Source organism: Bacteroidota bacterium (genome assembly GCA_018816945.1).
Classification (GTDB): Bacteria; Bacteroidota; Bacteroidia; order Bacteroidales.
In genome coordinates, this window is record JAHIVC010000070.1 from 41,694 (window position 1) to 64,286 (window position 22,593).

General features: G+C 36.0%; 18 protein-coding genes. 13 read left to right on the top strand and 5 right to left on the bottom strand.

Annotated features, from left to right (window positions below; all coding sequences use genetic code 11):
- Positions 1-62: 62 nt before the first annotated feature.
- The 3 genes from KKG99_10870 to KKG99_10880 all read right to left on the bottom strand — a co-directional run bounded on the left by KKG99_10870 (position 63) and on the right by KKG99_10880 (position 4,494).
- Entirely contained in the window at positions 63-2,306 is a 2,244-nt protein-coding gene (locus tag KKG99_10870) for a RelA/SpoT family protein (GenBank protein ID MBU1013498.1), read from the bottom strand.
- A gap of 173 nt (positions 2,307-2,479) precedes the next feature.
- On the bottom strand, positions 2,480-3,481 hold the full coding sequence (gene gap, locus KKG99_10875; GenBank protein ID MBU1013499.1) for a type I glyceraldehyde-3-phosphate dehydrogenase: 1,002 nt from the start codon (positions 3,479-3,481) through the stop codon (positions 2,480-2,482).
- A complete protein-coding gene (locus KKG99_10880) occupies positions 3,478-4,494 on the bottom strand; it encodes a glyceraldehyde-3-phosphate dehydrogenase (GenBank protein MBU1013500.1) in 1,017 nt (338 codons plus the stop codon). The genes gap and KKG99_10880 overlap by 4 nt, the downstream gene beginning before the upstream one ends.
- Positions 4,495-4,646: 152 nt before the next feature.
- On the opposite strand from KKG99_10880, the gene lepA reads away from it, so the two are divergent.
- From lepA to KKG99_10910, 6 genes are all read left to right on the top strand, one after another.
- A complete protein-coding gene (gene lepA, locus KKG99_10885; protein ID MBU1013501.1) occupies positions 4,647-6,434 on the top strand; it encodes a translation elongation factor 4 in 1,788 nt (595 codons plus the stop codon).
- Between the two features lie 200 nt (positions 6,435-6,634).
- Positions 6,635-7,120, top strand: a complete 486-nt coding sequence (locus KKG99_10890) for an RNA polymerase sigma factor (GenBank protein ID MBU1013502.1) — start codon at positions 6,635-6,637, stop codon at positions 7,118-7,120.
- 7 nt (positions 7,121-7,127) lie between these two features.
- On the top strand, positions 7,128-8,240 hold the full coding sequence (locus KKG99_10895; GenBank protein ID MBU1013503.1) for a hypothetical protein: 1,113 nt from the start codon (positions 7,128-7,130) through the stop codon (positions 8,238-8,240).
- Between the two features lie 71 nt (positions 8,241-8,311).
- On the top strand, positions 8,312-9,874 hold the full coding sequence (locus tag KKG99_10900) for a DUF2807 domain-containing protein (GenBank protein MBU1013504.1): 1,563 nt from the start codon (positions 8,312-8,314) through the stop codon (positions 9,872-9,874).
- Entirely contained in the window at positions 9,868-10,101 is a 234-nt protein-coding gene (locus tag KKG99_10905) for a hypothetical protein (GenBank protein ID MBU1013505.1), read from the top strand. Before KKG99_10900 ends, KKG99_10905 begins: the two co-directional genes overlap by 7 nt.
- 123 nt (positions 10,102-10,224) lie before the next feature.
- Positions 10,225-10,965 carry a YebC/PmpR family DNA-binding transcriptional regulator gene (locus KKG99_10910; protein ID MBU1013506.1) on the top strand — a complete coding sequence of 247 codons (741 nt, stop codon included), beginning with the start codon at positions 10,225-10,227 and terminating at the stop codon, positions 10,963-10,965.
- Between the two features lie 296 nt (positions 10,966-11,261).
- Here the strand turns inward: KKG99_10910 and KKG99_10915 are convergent, their stop codons facing one another.
- A complete protein-coding gene (locus tag KKG99_10915; GenBank protein MBU1013507.1) occupies positions 11,262-12,467 on the bottom strand; it encodes an acetate kinase in 1,206 nt (401 codons plus the stop codon).
- A gap of 479 nt (positions 12,468-12,946) precedes the next feature.
- Here KKG99_10915 and acs point away from each other — a divergent pair, with 479 nt between their 5' ends.
- The 6 genes from acs to KKG99_10945 all read left to right on the top strand — a co-directional run bounded on the left by acs (position 12,947) and on the right by KKG99_10945 (position 20,880).
- Positions 12,947-14,860 (top strand): acetate--CoA ligase, encoded by a 1,914-nt coding sequence (gene acs, locus KKG99_10920; protein ID MBU1013508.1) that lies wholly within the window; start codon positions 12,947-12,949, stop codon positions 14,858-14,860.
- Positions 14,861-14,949: 89 nt separating this feature from the next.
- Positions 14,950-15,282: a four helix bundle protein gene (locus tag KKG99_10925; GenBank protein MBU1013509.1), complete on the top strand. Its 333-nt coding sequence runs from the start codon at positions 14,950-14,952 to the stop codon at positions 15,280-15,282.
- Between the two features lie 96 nt (positions 15,283-15,378).
- Positions 15,379-16,626, top strand: coding sequence for an OFA family MFS transporter (locus tag KKG99_10930; GenBank protein MBU1013510.1), 1,248 nt, complete (start codon positions 15,379-15,381; stop codon positions 16,624-16,626).
- 218 nt (positions 16,627-16,844) lie between these two features.
- Positions 16,845-19,529, top strand: a complete 2,685-nt coding sequence (locus tag KKG99_10935) for a GNAT family N-acetyltransferase (protein ID MBU1013511.1) — start codon at positions 16,845-16,847, stop codon at positions 19,527-19,529.
- A 68-nt stretch (positions 19,530-19,597) separates the two neighbouring features.
- Positions 19,598-20,344 carry an NAD-dependent deacylase gene (locus tag KKG99_10940; GenBank protein ID MBU1013512.1) on the top strand — a complete coding sequence of 249 codons (747 nt, stop codon included), beginning with the start codon at positions 19,598-19,600 and terminating at the stop codon, positions 20,342-20,344.
- 38 nt (positions 20,345-20,382) lie between these two features.
- The gene (locus tag KKG99_10945; GenBank protein ID MBU1013513.1) at positions 20,383-20,880 is read left to right on the top strand and encodes a hypothetical protein; all 498 of its coding nucleotides are present in this window, start codon (positions 20,383-20,385) and stop codon (positions 20,878-20,880) included.
- Between the two features lie 134 nt (positions 20,881-21,014).
- Here the strand turns inward: KKG99_10945 and KKG99_10950 are convergent, their stop codons facing one another.
- A complete protein-coding gene (locus tag KKG99_10950; GenBank protein MBU1013514.1) occupies positions 21,015-21,578 on the bottom strand; it encodes an adenylate kinase in 564 nt (187 codons plus the stop codon).
- Between the two features lie 155 nt (positions 21,579-21,733).
- Between KKG99_10950 and KKG99_10955 the strand changes: the two genes are divergently transcribed.
- Positions 21,734-22,573: a DUF4271 domain-containing protein gene (locus KKG99_10955; GenBank protein ID MBU1013515.1), complete on the top strand. Its 840-nt coding sequence runs from the start codon at positions 21,734-21,736 to the stop codon at positions 22,571-22,573.
- The last annotated feature ends 20 nt before the right edge of the window (positions 22,574-22,593 follow it).

The following is a 22,593-nucleotide window of genomic DNA, read 5'->3' on the forward strand; positions in this document are numbered from 1 at the left end:
GTATAAATAAGAATAATTAATTGTTTTTCTCAATCAGCTTATTATCTGATGTTTAAGGAATGCTATTTTGTTTTAGAAAATCGATTTATCCGGCTAATCATCTTAATTTCCTTGATTTTTTTCAGTTCATCAATCAAATCCTGAAGATTTTTTAAGTCATTTACGTAGAGCGTGATCATAGCTTCTGTAATCCCTTCAGATGTTTCAAGCGTAAATGAACGAATATTCAAATGGTATTCATTTGAAATTACGCCTGTGATATGATTTATCAACCCTATACTATCAATGCTTTTTATTTTGAGTCCGGCCAAAAATGATATTGATTCTTTCTTATTCCATTTCGCTTTTACAATTCTGTTCCCGAATTTTGACATTTCCTGAATTGCGGTTGGACAATTTATCCGATGGATCCGAATCATGTCATCCTTCGAAATCAATCCAATTACATCGTCTCCGGGAATTGGGTTACAACAAGGAAGTATGGTATAATTCAGATCATTGACCGCACCCCCAATAATCATGGCTTCAGGCTCAGTACGAATACTTTCCCTGATTTTTTTAGACAAAGTTTCGGGTTCTACATTTTTTGAACGAAGGAATGGGATGCTGATGTATCTCATCCAATTTCCCTTTTCATTATCATGAAAGGCATTTTTAACATCTTTAAGTTCTATTTTTCCTTTCGCAACAAAATAGTACAGATCAATGACCCCTGAATATGAAGTTTTGCTCTGCAATATTCCAATATTATTAGGTGTAAATTCAATATTAAGTTGTTCAAAAAAACCTTTTAAAATTTCCGTTCCTTTTTCCTTAAATGATTTTCTGTCCTCTTTGATCGCTTGCTTAATTCGTGCTTTAGCACGGGCTGTAACTACCAATCGTAACCATGAAACTCTTGGTTTTTGTTTATCTGAGGTAATCATCTCAATCTGATCACCATTTTTAACCCGATAATTCAATGGCACCAATTTTCGATTAACTTTGGCTCCAATACTTGTATTACCTACCTGAGAGTGAATACTGTATGCAAAATCAAGGACTGTTGATCCAAAAGGTAAATTTTTCAATTCCCCTTTGGGGGTAAATACAGAAACCTCATCGGAAAAAAGATTCATCTTAAAATCACTTAAAAAATCCAGGGCATTTTCCTCACTGCTCTGAAGCAGCTCACTTATTCTTTTCAGCCAATTTTCTAATCCGCTATTTGTTGCTTCCGTTGATTTGTATTTAAGGTGAGCGGCGTATCCTTTCATCCCGATATCATACATTCGGGTAGTTTGAATTTGAACCTCCACCCAACGCCCTGTATGGCTCATAATGGTTGTGTGCAATGCTTCATAACCATTTGCTTTGGGGATCGAAATCCGGTCGCGAAGATGATCCATCTTCGGCCGATAATAATCGGTTATGATCGAATATACCTTCCAACAGTCTATTTTTTCTTGTTTTTTTGGTGAATCTATAATTATTTTAACAGCAAACGCATCATGAACTTCTTCGAAAGGAATTTCTCTTTCGCGCATTTTTTCCCAAATGGAATTAACTGATTTTTCACTGGCAAAAATTTGATATTCTATCTCCTGTTCATTTAAGGCTTTTTTTAATGGCCCCACCAATTTTCTGACAAATTTATTTCGCTCAAACTTACTATCAATCAGTTTCTGTGAAATTGAATTATAAATATTAGGTTCAAGGTATTTTAAAGCAAGATCTTCAAGTTCCCCTTTAATCATGTACAATCCCAATCGGTGGGCAAGCGGTGCATATATATAATGTGTTTCTGAAGCAATCTTTACTTGCTTTTCCTTGGACATTGCATCAAGGGTACGCATATTGTGCAATCGATCGGCAAGCTTAATTAATATAACCCTTACATCTTCTGATAATGTAAGCAGCATTTTTCTAAAATTTTCAGCTTGTATCGATGAGGTTTGGTCATCAAAAAGTTCATCAATTTTCGTTAAGCCATCAACTATATGAGCTACGTTGCTTCCAAAGAGTTTTTGAATATCCTTTAAAGTATATTTTGTATCCTCTACAACATCATGTATAAGTGCACAAACAATTGAAGTAGTGCCTAAACCAATTTCCTCAGCAGCAATACGTGCCACATCGAGTGGATGGTAAACATAGGGTTCTCCGGTTTTTCGTCGATCATTCACATGTGCCTTGACTGCCAAGTTAAAAGCCTTACGAACCAGCTTTTTATCTGCAGGGGTTTTACGTGTGTACCATACCCTTAAGAGATTTCTATATCTCCTAACGATCTCCTTATTTTCCGATTCCTCATCGGGTATATACATAAACTTAAATTTATAATTATGTTAAAACAAAAATAAACAAATTGAGATGATTCAGAAATGAATCATAAAGAATAATATTGCCAGCCTATAAATTCCGGCAATAAATATTTCAAGTAAGGCCAATACTTCAATTTAAATGACAACATGCATTGAAGTATTTATATTTAGTATATTTATTTAAAGTTCATAAGTAAACCTATGAGATCAACCACTCTGTTTGAGTAACCCCACTCATTGTCATACCACATAAGTGTCTTGACGATTCGCTTACCCAAAACCCGGGTATATTCCGGGTCATAAATGCTGGAATACAAATTACCAACAATATCGGATGATACATATTTTTCTTCACCATAAAACAAAACATTTTTCATCTCTTTTGTTTTTGAGGCAGCAAGCACGGCCGCATTCACTTCTTCCACGGTTACATCTCTTTCAACTTCGAACACAAAGTCAACGATAGAACCATCAGGGACCGGAACACGACATGCCATCCCATCCAATCTTCCCTTAAGTTCAGGAATCACTTTGCCAACAGCTTTTGCAGCACCGGTTGTAGTTGGAATAATATTTTCTGCAGCAGCCCTACCACGACGCCAGTCGGCATGAGGAACATCAGCCAATCGTTGATCATTTGTATAAGCGTGCGTTGTGGTCATGATCCCTTCAACAATGCCAAATGCTTCGTGCATGACTTTTGCCATTGGTGCCAAACAGTTTGTTGTGCAACTGGCATTTGAAATGATGCGATGCTCAGGTTTTAGCCCTCCATCGTTTACCCCAATTACAATCGTATAATCAATTTCATCTTTGGCAGGCACTGTAAGAATTACTCTTTTGGCTCCTGCATTTATGTGAGGCATCAATTTTTCACGGGTCCTAAAAATTCCGGTAGCTTCGATCACAACATCTATTTTTAACTCGGCCCATGGTAATTGATTTGGGTCTTTAATACTCAGCATCCTTACCTTTTCATTCGGTGTGATCAAATAGTCATCTTCTAACCTGATATCCTGTCCGAAACCCATCATCACCGTATCATATTTCAATAAATAGGCCAGCACCTCATTATCGTACAAATCATTAATAGCAACAACATCAATATCATCACGACTATTAATTATCCTGAAAACAGATCTTCCGATTCTGCCAAAACCGTTTATCGCAACTCTCATAATGCACCTCCTTCTGAATTTAATTTATCGTAAGCTATGATTAAATCAATAATCCTCGCCGACATTGCCTTAGCTGCATGATACCAGGTAAGCGTTTTTATCATCCTACCTGAAGATTTAATGCTTGCATCCCGATCAAATACGACAGAATGTGCATTACCGATAACATCGGTACTAACGATGGGATCATGCATCATCTCCACAATTTCAGGATGTTGATCCGCATATTTTTGAACAGCAATATTGATCATCTCAATGGTGATATCTTTCGATTTAAAAATAGCAGTCAAATCTAATAATGAACCACTAGGTACAGGCACATTTAAAGCCGAGCCCTCTATCCTACCCTTAAATTCGGGCATGATTTTCTGAATCCATTCGGGCGAAGGTGTTTCATTAGGAATTATATTTTCAGCAGCTGACCGGCTTCGCCTAAAATCTGTACCTGCTTTATCACGTAAGGGCTGATCAGAAGTGTACGAATGAACTGTTGTGAGCATGGCATAATCAACCCCAAATTCATCGTTGAAGATTTTAAGAAGAATTGCTGCAGCATTGGTGGTTGCAGAACCTGCCGAAATTAATTTATCGGTATTTTGAATGGTGTTTTCATTTACCCCAATCACAACAACGCGATCAATTTCATTTGTTGGCAAATTTGATAAGATTACACGTTTGGCCCCGGCCTGATGATGCTTTTCCATAAATTCGCGTGATTTATACTTGCCAGTCCCGTCAACGACTACATCAACATTAAAAATATCCCATGGAATATCCCCCGGCTCTCCTCCCATTACAATTCTGGCCCTTCCGTTTTTTGAAACAAGGAAATTTCCATCCAACTTCACATCAATCCCGCCTTTGGTTTCAGCTACCAATAAATAATGCAGTATTTCGGCACGACCAATATCAGCGATCGCGACAATTTCAATATCATTTCGGTTAAGACATAATCGATAGATATGCCTTGGGATTTCCCCGAATCCCATTAACCCAACCCGTATTTTAGTCATATAAATCCTCTTTTAAGTTTCTTCCAAACAAAAAAAACACCCTGAAACATTAATTGATAATAATTTAGATGGGTGAACTATTTTCAGAATGTGGATTAAAGTTACAATAAATCTGATTGAGAATATTAATTTTAGTCTTATTTTTGCATTTAATGAAAAACACCAGAAACTTCTGTATCATAGCTCATATCGATCATGGCAAAAGTACGATTGCTGATCGCTTACTTCAATTTACCGGAACAATTTCCGACCGTGACCAACAAGCTCAGGTATTGGACGACATGGATCTGGAACGCGAAAGGGGAATAACCATTAAAAGTCATGCCATAAAAATGGCTTATAAAACAGAGGATGGAGTTTATAACCTCAACCTGATCGACACTCCCGGACACGTTGATTTTTCATATGAAGTATCACGCTCAATAGCAGCATGTGAAGGAGCTTTGCTTATAGTTGATGCAACACAAGGAATACAAGCACAAACCATCTCAAATTTATACTTGGCTTTAGAACACGATTTGGAAATCATTCCGGTCCTGAATAAAATGGATTTAGACAACGCCATGCCTGAAGATGTAAAAGATCAAATTGTGGACCTGATTGGCTGTTCGCGCGAAAGTATTATCGAAGCGAGTGGTAAAACAGGTTTTGGAATTGACAAAGTTTTAGAACGAATCATCACCGACGTGCCTCCTCCAAAAGGAGATCCGGACGCACCATTAGAAGCACTTATCTTCGATTCTGTTTTTAATAACTTCCGTGGGATTATTGCTTATTTCAAAATTATGAATGGCACCTTAAAAAAAGGTGATTTCGTAAAATTTGTTAATACGGGCAAGGAATACCACGCTGATGAAATTGGTGCATTGGTTATGGAACGCCAACCATATAAAGTGCTCTACGCCGGAGATGTTGGATATATTATTTCAGGAATAAAAGCTTCCAAAGAAGTAAAAGTTGGGGATACAATTACTCATGTAGAACGCCCTTGTGCGAAAGCAATTGAAGGATTTGAAGACGTTAAGCCTATGGTTTTCGCAGGCATCTATCCTGTTGATGCCGACGAATATGAGGAATTGAGAGCTGCCATGGAAAAGCTTCAGTTGAACGATGCCTCTCTAACCTATGAGCCCGAGTCTTCAGTAGCCCTGGGATTTGGATTCAGGTGCGGATTTTTGGGTTTATTGCACATGGAGATTATTCAGGAAAGACTGGATCGTGAATTCGACATGAATGTGATCACTACAGTTCCTAACGTTTCGTATAAAGTTGTGACAAATAAAAAAGAGATTATTGAGGTTCACAATCCATCGGGACTTCCCGATCAAAAATACATCGACCATATTGAAGAGCCTTATATAACGGCTTCGATCATTTCCAAATCTACCTATGTTGGAGCTGTAATGAACCTGTGTATTGATAAGCGCGGGACCTTAAAAAACCAGGTTTATTTGACCAGCGATCGTGTTGAAGTTACTTTTGAGATGCCATTGGGTGAAATCGTATTTGATTTTTACGACAAACTAAAAAGTATTTCGAAAGGATATGCTTCTTTTGATTATTACCAATCGAGCTATAAACCTGCCAATTTGGTCAAACTAGATATCCTTTTAAATGGGGAGTCGGTTGATGCTTTGTCTACCTTAATTCATCGCGATAATGCTTATGATTTTGGAAAACGGATGTGCAGCAAACTGAAAGAATTAATTCCACGTCAGCAATTTGACATTGCCATTCAGGCAGCGATTGGCGTAAAAATCATTTCGCGTGAAACCATTAAAGCTGTTCGAAAAGATGTAACCGCCAAATGTTATGGAGGTGATATTACCCGTAAGCGTAAACTTTTAGAAAAACAGAAAAAAGGAAAAAAACGGATGCGTCAGGTTGGAAATGTTGAAGTCCCACAGCAAGCGTTCCTGGCAGTGCTGAAGCTAGACTGAAACATTCATGGTGTTAATATGTTCAGAAGTTCAGAAGTTTAAATGCTCAAAGGTTTAATTTTTATATTTTTCACATAAACACCCAAACACGTAAACACATTAACAACTTTTTTTTAACTTCACACTCAAATTATTGCTATCGACTGTAACAAATGGGATAGCATCTTCGTCATATCATTGAGAAATACAAAACCAATTGGATGACGGTATCTGAGTACAATACTTGTGTGGACAAACATTCGGATGGTGTTTATCGTTTTATTCTTAAAAATATTAAGGATAGCGATAAAGCAAAGGATATTGTGCAGGAATCGTTTGTACGCTTATGGGACAGAGTTTCGGAAGTAAAATTTGAAAAAGCGAAATCCTACTTATTTACCATCGCTTATCATTGTTTTATCGATACAATTCGTAAAGATAAACGTACTGTATCAATGGAGGATGCAATTGTTAATAATCATTCTGAAATGAATGCTTTTTCTGATCATAAGGAAGTCATCAATGAAGCCGTGGAAAAGCTTCCTGAAATTCAGAAATCTGTTATTCTTTTAAGGGATTATGAAGGTTACTCCTATAAAGAAATAGGTGAAATAACCGAATTAAGTGAAGCTCAGGTTAAGGTATATATTTATCGCGCACGCTTATTCTTAAAGAATTACCTGGTAAGTTTGGATGTTGTAATTTAGAATTAAGATGAAGATCGACCGAAACAATTACGAACAATATTTTATCGACCATTTCGACGGACGATTAGATGCTTCATTATTAAAAGAGCTTAAGGAATTTTTACTTAAAAATCCGGATCTGAACGAAGAATTTGAAAGCTTTGAGATGATCAACATTAATGTTGGAGATCAGTATAATTATGCTGACAAAGCATCATTGAAGAAACCAATTATTCATTCAACAAATCAAATTAATTCTGAAAATTACGACGATTACTTTATTGCAGGCAATGAGGGCGATTTAACATCAGCTGAAATGGCAGAAGTAGCATCTTTCATCCACCTAAATCCATCACTTGAAACGGAGTTTAAGATTTATGGTTATGCACGTGTAAGCCCTGATCAATCGATCGTTTTTGCAAATAAGTCCGGCTTAAAAAAATATCCATTCTTATCTATAAAAACGTGGTATAAACCCATCGGAATTGCAGCAAGTATTATTTTATTGATCGGTATTTTCAATATATTAAGGCCTACTCAAGTGAAAACACCGTCTTTTGAAAGGGCTGAAGTTCCTTCCTTAATGAAAAGCAATGGAATTCAATCAATTCAACAAGATTATCAGTATCCTTCAATAACTAAAAGAGAATACCAAATAGCTGTTACTCATTTTGAAGAAGTAATCCCGACAGAAATTCTATTAAAAATTCCTGTATCGGGTATTCCTATAGCAACTTATTTTGCTTCATTGGGCAATCCCATAAAGCCAGCCGAAAAGTTATCCTTTAAATACGAATATGATTATTTGGTAAAAGAATTGATGATTAAAGAAGAACTCTTATTGGCATCATTTGGCGAAACCAACCCATCCTCAGCAAAAAAGGTCAAAAAATCACTATGGGCCAACACTTTTGGAAAACTGCATCGAAAAAATTCGCGATCAGAAGATGTTGGAGATGAAACTAAAAAATCAAAAATAAATTTGTGGACAATTGCCAGTATTGGAATCGAGAGTTTCAATGAAATGACCGGATCGAACGTAAATATTGAACGAAAACTCAATAAAGAAGGTGAAAAAAACAAATACATCCTTGTAAATGCGAATGCTAACATTACAACTACCGATAATCAAAATCATTAATTTGTTACCTGTAACAAATCCGGGCATGGTTCCGTCATACTGAAAAAGTTTGATAATTAATCTACAATACGATGAAAACGCAAAATATTTTAAAAGTCACCTTCAGCATATTAATGATAGCTGGTTTGATATCCCCTGCTTCTGCACAGCAAATAAGAAATGTAGAAACGGTGAAAGAAAACAGAATAACTGAATCCTTCAACAAAATTGAGGTAGAAAATAACATTAATGTTTTTCTTGAACAAGGAGAAGAAATAAAAGTGGTTATTGAAACAAGCCGTGAGTTCCAAAATGCAGTTCAAGCCAATGTCGTAAATGGCATATTGACATTGAGCACAAATTCGACACAAAAAGTGAATATATTAAATGCCTATATCACTACTCCTAAAATTCAGGAAATTACACTAAACGGCAATGCAAACCTGAAATCAAAAGGAATCATTGAGCAATATAAATTGGTATTGATAACTTATGGAACATCAATGATTTCAATGGATATCGAAGTTGAAGACTTAACTACTGAATTACACGGTGCATCCGAAATTATTTTAAATGGGAAAGCTGTTAACCACGAGGCTTTATTGCAAGGTGCCTCAATTTTAATTACCAGTAAAATGCTGAATGAGAACACAAGCATCGAAACGAATGGGAGTTCGAAAGCATTCGTTAATACTGCTAATAAGCTCGACATCACTTCGAATGCAAGCAGTAAAGTTGAGTACGAAAATATACCAAATAACGTAAGCCGCCAAAATACGGACCGAGTTTATAAAGAATACTCCCTGGATGTTGATAATCGTAATAACACAAAAATTAACTTAGGTAATCTGGACATGCGTTTTAGCGACTCTCGCGATTCAACCTATGTGAGGTTGGGACGTCATTCGTTTATTGTAGATGAATATGGAAATGCCCGTTATCGCAGAGCTTACCGTGACCGATTCAACAGTAATTGGGCCGGTCTTTTAATGGGAATCAATGGATATCTTACTCCGGATCATGATTTAAATTTCCCACCAGAATATGACTATTTAGAACTTAATCTTGCAAAATCAATTCGATTCGACATTAATATTTTTGAACAAAATGTTCCACTCACAAGAAACAATCATCTTGGAATGGCCACCGGATTAGGATTTGAAATTCGAAGTTATCAATTTGAAAAAAATGTAAGTCTTATTGCTGAAGAACCGCAAATTGCAGGATTTTACAATGAAGGTGTTTATGTGAGCAAGAGTAAATTAGCCGTCACCTATTTAAATCTCCCAATTATTTTGGAATATCAAACCAATGGCTATAGCAATAGAAATAGTTTTCATATTTCTGCCGGGATGGTTTTTGGTTTAAGAATAGGATCGCACACCAAAATAAAATTTGAAGAAAAAAACAAAGAGTATTCTTTGATTGATCCGGTAAGTGGCGAGGTTTACGATGAAAGAACTTCTCCTAACCGATCACGTATTAAAGAATTTGGTGCATTCCATTTAAATCCATTTAAAGTTGATGCAATGTTTACTATAGGTTGGGGTTGGGTAAATCTTTATGCAACTTATTCGCTCACTACCTTATTTAAAGAAGGACAGGGTCCTGAACTTTACCCGGTTTCAATTGGTATTTCTCTGCTGAAGTGGTAAAGTTTAACAATGATCATTGGAAAGCTTCTCTTTACGGGGAAGCTTTTTTATTTCTACCCATTCAGTTTCCGATATTCAATAATGAAGCTCCCCACCGCAGAGCTGCGGGGTATCAATTGGGTTGGTATTTAATTTATTCGCCACAAGCCCGCCTGCGACCGGCAGGTGGCGGAGTATTGGTCTCATTTATCCCGATACGCTTCGCTATCGGGATTCGTTCAGCTTAGAATTTTTATTTCGCTAACACTTATAAAAATTTAGTTTCACGAATAAAATCATGGTATTTGAAATAAAGATTTTTCGTAATTTCGCGATTACTTAAATTCTACAAATAACCTAAATATTGAAATATGTCAGGTCATAGTAAATGGTCAACAATCAAACGTAAAAAAGGTGCTATTGACGCAAAACGTTCGAAAGTTTTTTCGAAAATTATCAAAGAAATTACGGTTGCGGTAAAAGAAGGGGGTGAAGATCCTGACGGTAATCCAAGATTAAGACTGGCCATCTCCAATGCCAAAGGAGCAAGCATGCCAAAAGATACCATGCAAAGGGCTATCAATAAAGGTTCGGATAAAAATGCTGCTAACTTTTTTGATCAGACCTTTGAAGGATATTTAGCACACGGTATTGCCGTAATCATTGAATGTACCACCGATAATCAGCAGCGTACCGTAAGTAATATTCGTGCCATCTTCAATAAATTTAGCGGGAACCTCGGAACCAATGGATCATTGAGTTTTATTTTTGACAGAAAAGGAATTTTCGTGATCCCCAGAGGTGATTTGAACCAGGATGATTTTGAAATGGAGATGATTGATGCAGGAGCAGAAGATATTGTATTGGAAGATGACTTTTTTACCGTCACTACTTCTTTGGAAGATTTTGGTGCCATGATGAAAAAACTCGAAGCTTTAAATATTGAACCAGAAAATGCCGAACTTCAAAGAATCCCCAAAAAAACCATTACCTTAGAATTGGAAGATGCTCTTAAAATCATGAAGGTAATTGACATTTTTGAAGAAGATGACGATGTTAAAAGTGTTTACCATACCATGGAAATTACAGAAGAGTTGATGAACGCTATGTAATTGACGTGAGCTCGATAAAAGAAATCAGTATAATACAGACTTCCTTTGCCTTAAGCGTTTTAATAAATTAAGATATAAGACGTTAGACTTTAAACAAAACAGTAGAAAGTAGGCAGTAGTTAGTAGACAGTAGAATCTAAAGTCTAACGTCTCATTTAGCTCAATTCAGACATCTGAATCAATTTCACGAGAAATGCTTAGATCGAACTGAGGTTAATTAGCATAGATCGTTGATTAAAACAAGAGGCGCAATTTAAAAAAAAATTGCGCCCCTTGTTTTTTTATAAAATTTCATTTTATAATCTGGCAGCTACGATAATATAAGTATCTCTGGCAATCACCAACTCTTCATTCGTTGGAATCACTAAAGCTTTAACTTTTGAGTTTAACGCAGAAATTTCCATTTCCACTCCTCTTTTTCCATGATTTAATACGGTGTCAAACTCCAAACCAAGAAATTCAAAGTCTTTACATATTTCTGCTCTGGTTTCGGTTCCATTCTCACCAATACCTCCTGTAAATACAATGATATCGACGCCACCCATTGCAGCAGCATAAGCTCCTATATATTTTTTGACCCGATAATGATACATATCAAGTGCAAGTTCTGCTCTTTTATTTCCTTTGGCATGGGCTTCTTCAACTTCTCTCATATCTGATGAAACGCCGGAAACACCAAGTACTCCACTTTTTTTATTTACCAAATCGCTTGCTTCAGCAATACCCAATTTTTCTTTATCCATGATGTAAAAAAGAGCACCCAGATCAAGATCACCAACACGGGTTCCCATCATTAATCCTTCAATTGGGGTTAAACCCATCGAAGTATCGATCGATTTACCATTCATAACAGCGGCTATTGAAGCCCCATTCCCCAAATGACAGGTTATAATCTTCTGTTTCTCATAATCTCTACCTAAAAACTCACAGGCCCTTTTCGACACATAACGATGACTTGTCCCGTGGAAGCCATAACGTCGGATACCATATTTAGTGTATAATTCGTAAGGAATCGGATAAGTATATGCTTTGGCCGGCATTGTTTGATGAAAAGCGGTATCAAAAACACCCACTTGAGGTACAGAGGGCAGTAAAGCCTTCATCGCATAAATACCGGTTAAATTAGGCGGATTATGCAGAGGAGCTAAATCAATACATTCTTCCATCTTCTGAATTACCTCATCCGTGATTAAAACGCTTGAATTAAATTTTTCGCCACCATGAACAACACGATGCCCGACAGCTGTAATTTCATTTATATCCTTTAAACTTCCATTTTCTTTACTGGTCAACAGTTCTAATACCTTTTCGATCCCAGTTTGGTGATTAGGAATGTTAAGCTCGAGCTTAATCTTATAACCATCACTTTTTTCATATTTTACAATTGAATTTTCCAATCCAATTTTTTCAATGATCCCTTTTACCAACAATTCTTCATTCTCAATATTAAATAATTGATATTTAATAGATGAGCTCCCACAATTCAATACTAAAATTTTCATTCTTAAAAGTTTAAAAAATATTCTGTTTAACATCTAACAATCGAACTTATAATGAGTAAAGAAAATCAATTTTCACTCAAATATTGCATTCCAAATTGAGAGGTGCAAAATTACATATTATTAGTACAACAAAATGCACATTGTATTGTTATATTTCAGACGGTATCACAAAATATAATGACTCTAAATAATTTCGGCTGGGCTAAAAACGCACTTGTATTATTCTGATTTACTATCTTTTACCTATTATAGAAATATGTTGGCTCAAAGGAGAAATTAATAGGCTTAGCAATGGGTTCTATTTAGAGTGAATATAGCTAAAATTTAAAAAAAATTATACTATATTTGGATTTTTAAAAAAAGAGAAAGGAAAAAAGATAATTTTTTTTATACGTATTGTTAATATTTTAACAATTGCATATTAATGAAACCCAATATATTACATATATAATCATTACTTAATTAAACAAACTTGCATTATGACAAACAAAATTACATCCTTAAGTGAATATTTACAGGCATACAAGGAAAGTGTAGCGGACCCAGAAGGATTCTGGGCAAAAATTGCAGAAGATTACTATTGGCACAAAAAATGGGACAAGGTTCTCGAGTGGGATTTTATTGGACCTAATGTTAAATGGTTCATTAATGGGAAATTAAATATTACCGAAAACATTTTCGAAAGAAATCTATTTACAAGAAAAGATCAGGCTGCCATTATTTGGGAACCAAACGATCCTAAAGAAGATAAAGTTGTTTTAACATACAAAGAACTTTTTGATAAAGTCAGCCAATTTGCTAATGCATTAAAAGCACAAGGTGCCAAAAAAGGTGATCGCATCACTTTGTACTTGCCCATGATTCCTGAACTTGCCATCGCAATGCTGGCTTGTGCAAGAATTGGAGCTATTCATTCCATCGTCTTCGCAGGATTTTCTGCAAACGCTTTAGCTGATCGTATTATTGATGGTACCTCTAATATTGTTGTTACCTCTGATGGTGCATATCGTGGCGCAAAAAGCATTCCTTTAAAATCAATCGTTGATGAAGCTCTAGAAAACTGTCCAACTGTTGAAAGGGTTATCGTTTTCAAACGTACCGGCGACGAAGTTAACATGAAAGCTGGTCGTGATATTTGGTGGGATGACGCAATTGCAGGTATTTCAATAGATTGCAAAGCCGAAGTTATGGATTCTGAAGATACCCTTTTCATCCTTTATACTTCCGGATCAACAGGAAAACCAAAAGGCGTGCAACATAGCATTGCCGGATATATGGCATGGGCCGAATATACCTTTAAAAATGTATTCCAATATAGCGATGGCGATATTTGGTGGTGTACTGCCGATATTGGCTGGGTAACCGGTCACTCCTACATTGTTTATGGACCATTATTGACAGGTGCAACATCTATCATGTTCGAAGGTGTTCCAACATGGCCGGATGCAGGACGTTTCTGGGAAGTTGTTGAAAAATATAAAGTAACACAATTCTATACTGCACCTACTGCTATCCGATCTTTGGTTGCTCAAGGAAACGAGTGGGTTACAAAACACGACCTGAGTTCCCTAAAAACACTTGGAACTGTTGGAGAACCAATTAACGAAGAAGCTTGGCGATGGTATCACGATATTGTAGGTGGTGGAAAATGTCCAATTGTTGACACATGGTGGCAAACCGAAACCGGAGGAATTATGATTACTCCGCTTTCAGGAATCACACCAACAAAACCATCCTTTGCAACACTTCCATTACCGGGAGTTCAGCCGATTTTGGTTGACCAGGAAGGAAATGAACTGAAAGGAAATAGTGTTGAAGGTAACCTTTGTATTAAATTCCCTTGGCCAGGAATGATCCGTTCTACTTATGGCGATCATGACAGATGCCGTCAAACTTATTTCTCAACCTATAAAGGTTTATATTTCACAGGTGACGGAGCAAAACGCGACGAAGAAGGTTACTACAGAATTATGGGTCGTGTTGACGATGTTATCAACGTATCCGGACACCGAATTGGTACTGCCGAAGTTGAAGATGCAATCAACCAACATCCAAAGGTTAACGAATCAGCAGTTGTTGGATATCCACATGCCATTAAAGGTTCAGGTATTTACGCTTATGTAACCTGTGAAGAATTAACAGATGCCGAATTGTTAACTATTGAAGCTGAAATCAGGGCAACTGTTACCAAATTTATTGGACCTATAGCAAAACCTGATGTAATTCAATTGGTTACAGGATTACCAAAAACCAGGTCAGGAAAAATCATGCGCAGGATTTTACGTAAAATTGGAGAAGGAGATGCTTCAAACCTTGGAGATACCTCTACCCTGCTTGACCCAGGTGTTGTAGAAGACATCATCAATGGTGCAAAAGTTGACGTAAAACGATGATGAATTTCTTTTAAAATAAACAAAGGCATTTCGGAATCTTTTCGAAGTGCCTTGTTTTTTTATCAAGAAGACAGAACTCAGAAGTCAGAATGAACACAGCTAAAACATTTCAGGATTTAGAAGTTTGGAAAAAGGCACATAAAATGGTTCTAAATATTTATAAAACATCAAAACTCTTCCCAAAAGAAGAAGCCTTTGGAATTACTTCTCAAATCAGAAGAGCATCAATTTCAATTCCTGCAAATATTGCTGAAGGATTTAAACGAAAAGGGTTAAATGATAAAGCAAGGTTTTACAATATTGCTCAATCTTCCTTGGAAGAGGTTCGATATTATTTAATCCTCGCCGAAGACCTCCAATACATGAAATCCGATGTCTCATTATCTAATATTGATGAAATTGCACGAATGCTAGATTCCTAAATAAGGAAAATTAAAACTGAATAGTATTCTGAATACTAACTCTTGTATACTGTCTTCTTTTTTATTAAATTATTAACCTAAAAAAATCTAAATAAAATGGAAAAAAAAGTAATGAACCGGAATTTCGTCATTCTGGGCGCAGTGCTCATTCAACTTGCATTAGGAGCAATTTATGCCTGGTCAGAATTTACAAAACCACTTGTTGAAGCAGGATGGTCGAAAGCAGACACCCAATGGATTTTTTCTATCGGATTAGCCTCCTTTGCTATTTTTATGGTCTTGTCAGGAAAAAAACTACCAAGTATTGGTCCTCAAAAACTTGCGATTATAGGAGGTACTCTTCTTGGGCTGGGATATGCTTTAGGTGGACTATTTGGAGGAACAAACTTTTGGCCAATTCTAATATTTATTGGACTATTAGGAGGTGCAGGGATTGGCATTGCTTATGTAGTTCCAATTGCAGTAGGTATGCGATGGTTTCCTGATAAAAAAGGGATGATCACTGGATTAGCAGTAGCTGGCTTTGGTTTTGGTGCCCTTTTGTGGATAAAACTTGCAGGGTCGTGGGGCCATTTAATGGATAGCATGGGCTTATCCAACGTATTTACAATTTACGGATTCGCTTTTGCTGCCATGGTAATCTTAGGTGGTATGTGGATGAAATTCCCTCCTGTAGGATGGTCACCAAAAGGTTACGAAGCAAAGCAAACTGCATCAAACGGAGGTTCTGATAAAATTGAATTTTCAAATAAAGAAATGCTGGGTAAAGTTCAATTTTATTTGATCTTTTTCACTTTTGTTTTCAGTGCAGGTGCTGGTTTAATGTCAATTGGCCTGATGAAATTATATCCGATGGAGGCACTTCAGGCAGCCGGTCTCACCACAGTTGAGGCTAGTGCAATTGCTGGTACTGCAATGGCGATATTCTTTAGCTTAGCTAATGGGCTTGGTCGAATAATATGGGGCTTGATCAGTGATAAACTAGGTCGAAAAAAATCAATCATAATTATGACAGCTATCCAAGGTATTACGGTAATATTATTCACTTTCATGGCTGGAAACGAATACCTACTTTATTTAGGAGCAACTCTGATTGGATTTAATTTCGGCGGTAACTTTGCCCTATTCCCTACTATGACAGCAGATACTTTTGGTGTTAAAAATGTTGGCCAGAATTATCCATTTGTATTCCTGGCTTATGGTGTTGGCGGAATTGCTGGGCCAATTCTTGGAGGTATGATGGGCGATCTTGGTAACTTTGCCTTAGCATTTACAATCACAGGGGTTGCCGTTCTTATTGGAACAGTTCTGACAATTCTTGTAAAAGCACCAAAAAAAGCATAACCTATTACAACCCAATCTTATCAATAATTATTGATAACCCTAACCTAATGTAATGAAAACCCTGATTTGATATCAGGGTTTTTTATTTTAACAAAATTAATTAGAAAGGATATTTTTAACTTAATATTACAAAATTTAGATTTTGCTTAAGAAATATTTAAACATTAGTTTTGTATTTTTGTTAAATATTTAACAACAAATGCCTTATTGATTAAGCTATGAGCATACAAAAATTATACAATATATTCAAACCTAAAAGAATAGCCATTGTCGGTATTTCAGCTGATCCCAGAAGTGTTGGGGGTACAACATTGAGCAATTTGGTGAGTGGTGGTTTTGGTGGTGTCGTTTATCCGGTAAATCCGAAATATGAAGCCGTGATGGGAATCCCATGTTATCCGAATGTTAAGAGTTTGCCAAAAATACCGGATATAGCAGTAATAACAACCGGCTCCAAAATGGTTGCCCAACTTGTTGAAGAATGTGGAGAAGCAGGAATCAACGGTATTATTATCATGACCGCCGGATTTGAAGAGATTGGAGAAAAAGGGAAATTGTTGCAGGAAGAGATCAGAACTATTGTTAGCAAATATCCTGACATGAGGGTGATTGGGCCCAACTGTATGGGTATCATTGTACCCGGGCTAAACATGAATTTAAGTTTTGCACGAAATATGCCCAAAAAAGGTCACGTCGCATTCATTTCACAATCCGGTGCCTTGGGAGCTGCATTACTTGATTGGGCAGATACCGAAAATATTGGATTTTCATACTTCGTTTCAATAGGTAATGCCATGGATTTAAGTTTCGACGAATTAATTGATTTCTTTGGTCAGGATGCAAATACTAAAACCATTGTTCTTTATGTTGAATCAATAAAGAACGTGCGAAAATTTATGACTGCAGCTCGTGCATTTGCAAGGAAAAAGCCCATAATTGTGTATAAAGCCGGAAGATATCCCGAGTCGGCACAAGCAGCGTTTTCTCACACCGGAGCTGCAGCGTCAGAGGATGCTGTTTATGATGCTGTTTTTCGAAGAGCCGGTATGGCAAGGGTTTATAACATTGGCAATATTTTCAATTTCACTGATTTAGTTGGGAGAAAACACATCCCTAAAGGGGCAAATTTAGCCATTGTTACCAATGCAGGCGGCCCGGGGGTAATGGCAACAGACAATTTAATTAGCAAAAGAGGATCCTTAGCTCAATTATCTGACGAAACAATTCAAAAATTAAATGCAATCTTACCCCCCTTCTGGACACATGGGAATCCTGTTGATGTAATTGGAGATGCTGATGCGGCTCGATTTTCTCAAGCTACACATATAGTGCTGGATGACCCCAATGTTGACGCTGTATTGGTAATTCTTACCCCACAGGGGATGACACAACCTACCGAAACTGCCGAACAAATTGTAAAGATTGCCGAACAGCATTCAAAACCGATTATGGCAGCATGGATGGGTGGAAAGAGCATAAAAGAAGGCATCGCCATTTTTAATAAATCGGGTATTGCCACTTTTGAATCGCCTGAACATGCCATCGAAGCATTTATGACTATGGTAAGATATTCTCGCAATTTAAGTGCATTATTCGAAACACCTAAAGATATTCCCGTCCACTTTACTTATGATCGTCAAAAACTACGTGAAGAATTCCATCATCAAATGCTTTCAAAAGGAAATATTTTAACTGAAAGTGATTCAAAGAATTTTCTGGAAACCTATGGAATAAAAACTGCAAGCCCTCTTATTGCTTTAAATGAAAGAGAAGCAATTTCAAATGCAGAAAAAATTGGATATCCAATTGTAATGAAAGTTTTATCTGCCGACATTGAACACAAAGAAAAAGCCGGTGGAGTAATTCTTAATATTGGAAGTGAAAAGGATGTAAAAATTTCGTTTCGCACCATTATGCGCAACATTTCTGATTATAATCCGGAAGCAATAATCGAAGGAGTGACAGTACAAGCCATGGAAAACTCAAAAGGTGGCATTGAAATGATGCTTGGGCTAAAAAAAGATCAAGTTTTTGGAACTGTAATAAAAGTAGGAATGGGTGGCGTTGGTTCTGAATTATACAAAGATATCTCTTTAGGGTTTCCCCCCTTAAATGAACGACTGGCACGCATACACTTAGAAAATCTAATAATTTATCCTTTATTGAAAGGATATAAGGGTTCAAAACCAAAGGATATAGACAAACTAATTGAAACCATGATCAGGCTGTCATACCTAGGTGCCGACTATCCTGAAATTGAAGAATTAACCATCAACCCTTTACTGGTTTCTGAGAATGAAGTGATTGCATTAGATGCACGGGTAGTTATTGATAAAACTTTAATAGGTAAACCAATCCCAAAATATTCTCATCTTGTATTGCATCCTTATCCCGAAAAATATGTGTCTTCTCACAAGTTAAAAGATGGAACTCAAATTATACTGCGGCCAATCAAACCTGAAGATGAACCTTTATGGCTTGAACTTTTAGAAGGTTGTTCGAAAGATACTATTTATTCAAGATTCAGGTATAACTTCCACTATGATTCTCATGAAATCGCAACTCAGTTCTGCTTTATTGATTATGCCAGAGAAATTGCGATTGTTGTTGAAATTATGCATGAAGGGAAACGCCAGCTTATTGGCGTTGGACGTTTAATAGCCGATCCCGATCATCAATCGGCAGAATATGCAGTTTTGATCACCGATAACTGGCAACGCAAGGAATTGGGAGTTATGTTAACCGAATATTGTCTTGAAATTGCCAAAAACTGGGGACTTAAACAGTTTTTAGCACAAACAACAAAAGATAATCAAGCAATGATATCTGTGTTCAGAAAACTGAAATTCAAGATAAAATTTAATGCTGATTCAACAGTTGACGTTTCAAGAGATTTAATATAAAGCACATTTCTAAAACTACCGGACAAAACAAGCCTTGACGCTGATACTATTATGGCACTAACCAGAATATGCTTGAATTAGAAAAAATAAATGAAGCTGCCGAAATAATCCGAAAGGCCAGATATGCAGTTGCATTTACAGGGGCAGGAATTTCAGTAGAAAGCGGAATTCCTCCTTTTAGAGGCGAAAATGGTTTGTGGAACAAACACGATCCAATTTTTGTAGAAATAGAATATTTCCATAAAAAGCCAAAGCAGTCATGGGAGAAGATAAAAAATGTATTCTACGACATGTTTAATGCGGCAGAGCCAAATATGGCTCATATAGTACTTTCAAAAATGGAAAAGAGGGGCTTTTTGGAATCGATTATTACACAAAACATAGACAATCTCCATCAAAAAGCAGGTTCAAAATATGTTTATGAAATACATGGTACCAGCCGAACCCTTTCTTGCATAGAGTGTTCTACCGAATATGAATTGAATTTAATAGATTTGAATTTCCTGCCACCTACCTGTTATATTTGTAAAGGGATTCTTAAACCCGATATTGTTTTCTTCAATGAAAAAATTCCTCCCTTTGCTTTAAAAAAATCTAAAGAAGAAAGCCTTAAAGCAGACGTACTAATCATCATTGGAACCAATGCAGAGGTTTTGCCAGCTGCAGATATTCCTGTTAAAGCAAAAGAAAATGGGGCTACAATTATTGAAATCAACATTCAAGAATCACATTTTACAAACACCATTACCGACATCTTTCTGCAAGGAAAAGCTTCGGAAGTAATGTCGAAAATTGGAGATCATTTGTATTTATAAATTAATTTATATTTTCACGTCAATTTAAAATTTGAAGAATGAACAAATTTACGAAAGCCCTAATTATTATTATTTTCATTTTAATTAATCTGAATTGTATGCACGCACAAACAACACAATCAAATCTCGACCAAGTTGAGCTAATGAAAAAGTTTATCGGAACCTGGAAGGGAGAATTTGGAGACAACTCAATTTTTTTCAGCGAAAATGAAGCTTTTGGAAGTGGAATGATCTCTAAAAGTAAAGTTATTGTTAATGGGGAAATTATCGAATCGGTGGCACAAATTCATGGTTACGACAGTAAAGCCGATAAGTTTATCATTGCTGAACTTAAAACATCATCTGAAGTTATTGAAATTTGCTCTTCTTGGTTTACTTCAGAAAATACCGGAGAGATCATAATTACTAACCCCGATAAGGCTCCTTATCGTTTTAAATTTGAGTTCAAAAACCCCAATCTTATTTTACAAACAGCAATACAAGGTGATAAAGTTGTAAATGAAATTTTACTTAAACGATCAGAAATTGAAAAATAATCGGCGACTGTAAAAGCTTAGAAAACTGCGATAAAAAACTAGAATTACTGTAATCTTAAAAAAAGCGTTTTAATGAGCAAGCTCATCAAAACGCTAAATAACATCAATAAAAACCTTAAAACGTTTCTTTAGGCTTAACTAATTTTTGAGCAAATTACTTTAAAAATATCTTCTACCGAACCTTCACCAACAACCTTGTTGAGTTTGTTTTGCTTTTCGTAATAATCGAGCAAAGGAGCGGTTTGGCTTTTGTAAACATTTAAACGGTTATTGATTGTTTCGGCATTATCATCTTTTCTTCCTTCAATTTCAGCTCTTTTAAGCAAGCGTTTTACAACTTCGTCATCCTCAACTTCAAGTGAAATAACATTGTTAATGCTTACATTCATCTTAACCATTAACTGATCAAGCGCTTTTGCCTGAACAGTCGTTCTTGGAAAACCGTCAAATATAAATCCTTTTGCATTCTTATTATTTTCCATTACGGTATGTAAAATTTCTATGAGCAATTCATCAGGAACTAATTCTCCGGCATTCATGATTGCTTTAGCCTTGATTCCAAGTACGGTTTGATTTTTTACTTCACTACGAAGAATATCGCCTGTTGATACATGTTTTAACATGTATTTTTCAGCTAATTTTATTGACTGAGTTCCTTTACCGGAACCAGGAGGCCCAAAAAGAATTAAATTAAACATATTTAGCTAAATTAGGATTTAAAAAATATTTATGATGGCAACTTTATATTGTTAACCAAAACAAATATAAGCATATCACATACATGGTTATAGCAAATTAATGATTAATTTTGAAGATTAGAATTTTTATAAATAAACAAAACTAACTGAGGTTGATGAACTCCGATTCTATTCAAAATCCATTTAGGTATTCTGAGCTAATACAGAACATCTTAGTACCACAACAAGCTGATTCATTAACCATTATATCAAACAGTATTCTTTCAAATTCTGATAATACAACTTTCATTGGGCAATTTATTACTGAGAATGATATTGTTACTTATATCCCAACAGATTACTCAAAGACCATGTTTCCAGAGTGGATAACATATCTGATTCTAGGAGGGTTTATTCTGATTGCCATGCTTAATTTTTTACATAGAAAAAAACTGGTGCAATTTTTTAATGCAACGTTTTCAAGCAGCCAGGCTAATCTTGTAATAAGAGAAGGAAACCCATTTCGCAAACAAATTACTTTGATTTTAACATTGGTCTACATTATAGCAGTGCCGCTGCTCTTTTATTCGTTTATTGTATTTTATGTTGGGTCAGATGATCAGAATGATAACGGAATTATTTTTTATTTAGGATTAGTACTCCTATTTTTAGGTTTGTTCCTATACAAGGTAATATTTATACAGGTTACAGCCAATATATTTCAAACCGAAAAGGCTTCCTATGAGTTATTGGTTAACATCCTAATATTCAATTTGATAATTGGAATCATGATTTTGCCCATCATTGCCTTATATATTTATACCCAACTAGATATATTATTATACATCTCCCTTGGCATCTATTTTATTGGACTATTATTACGACAATTCCGACAGTTGATGGTTGGATTGTCGAGATCAATTTTTTCGGTTCTGCATTTATTTTTATATCTTTGCACGCTGGAATTAATACCTGTGGTAATTATCAGTAAAATAATACTGAATTATTACAAGTGATAAGGACAATAAAACCAAAA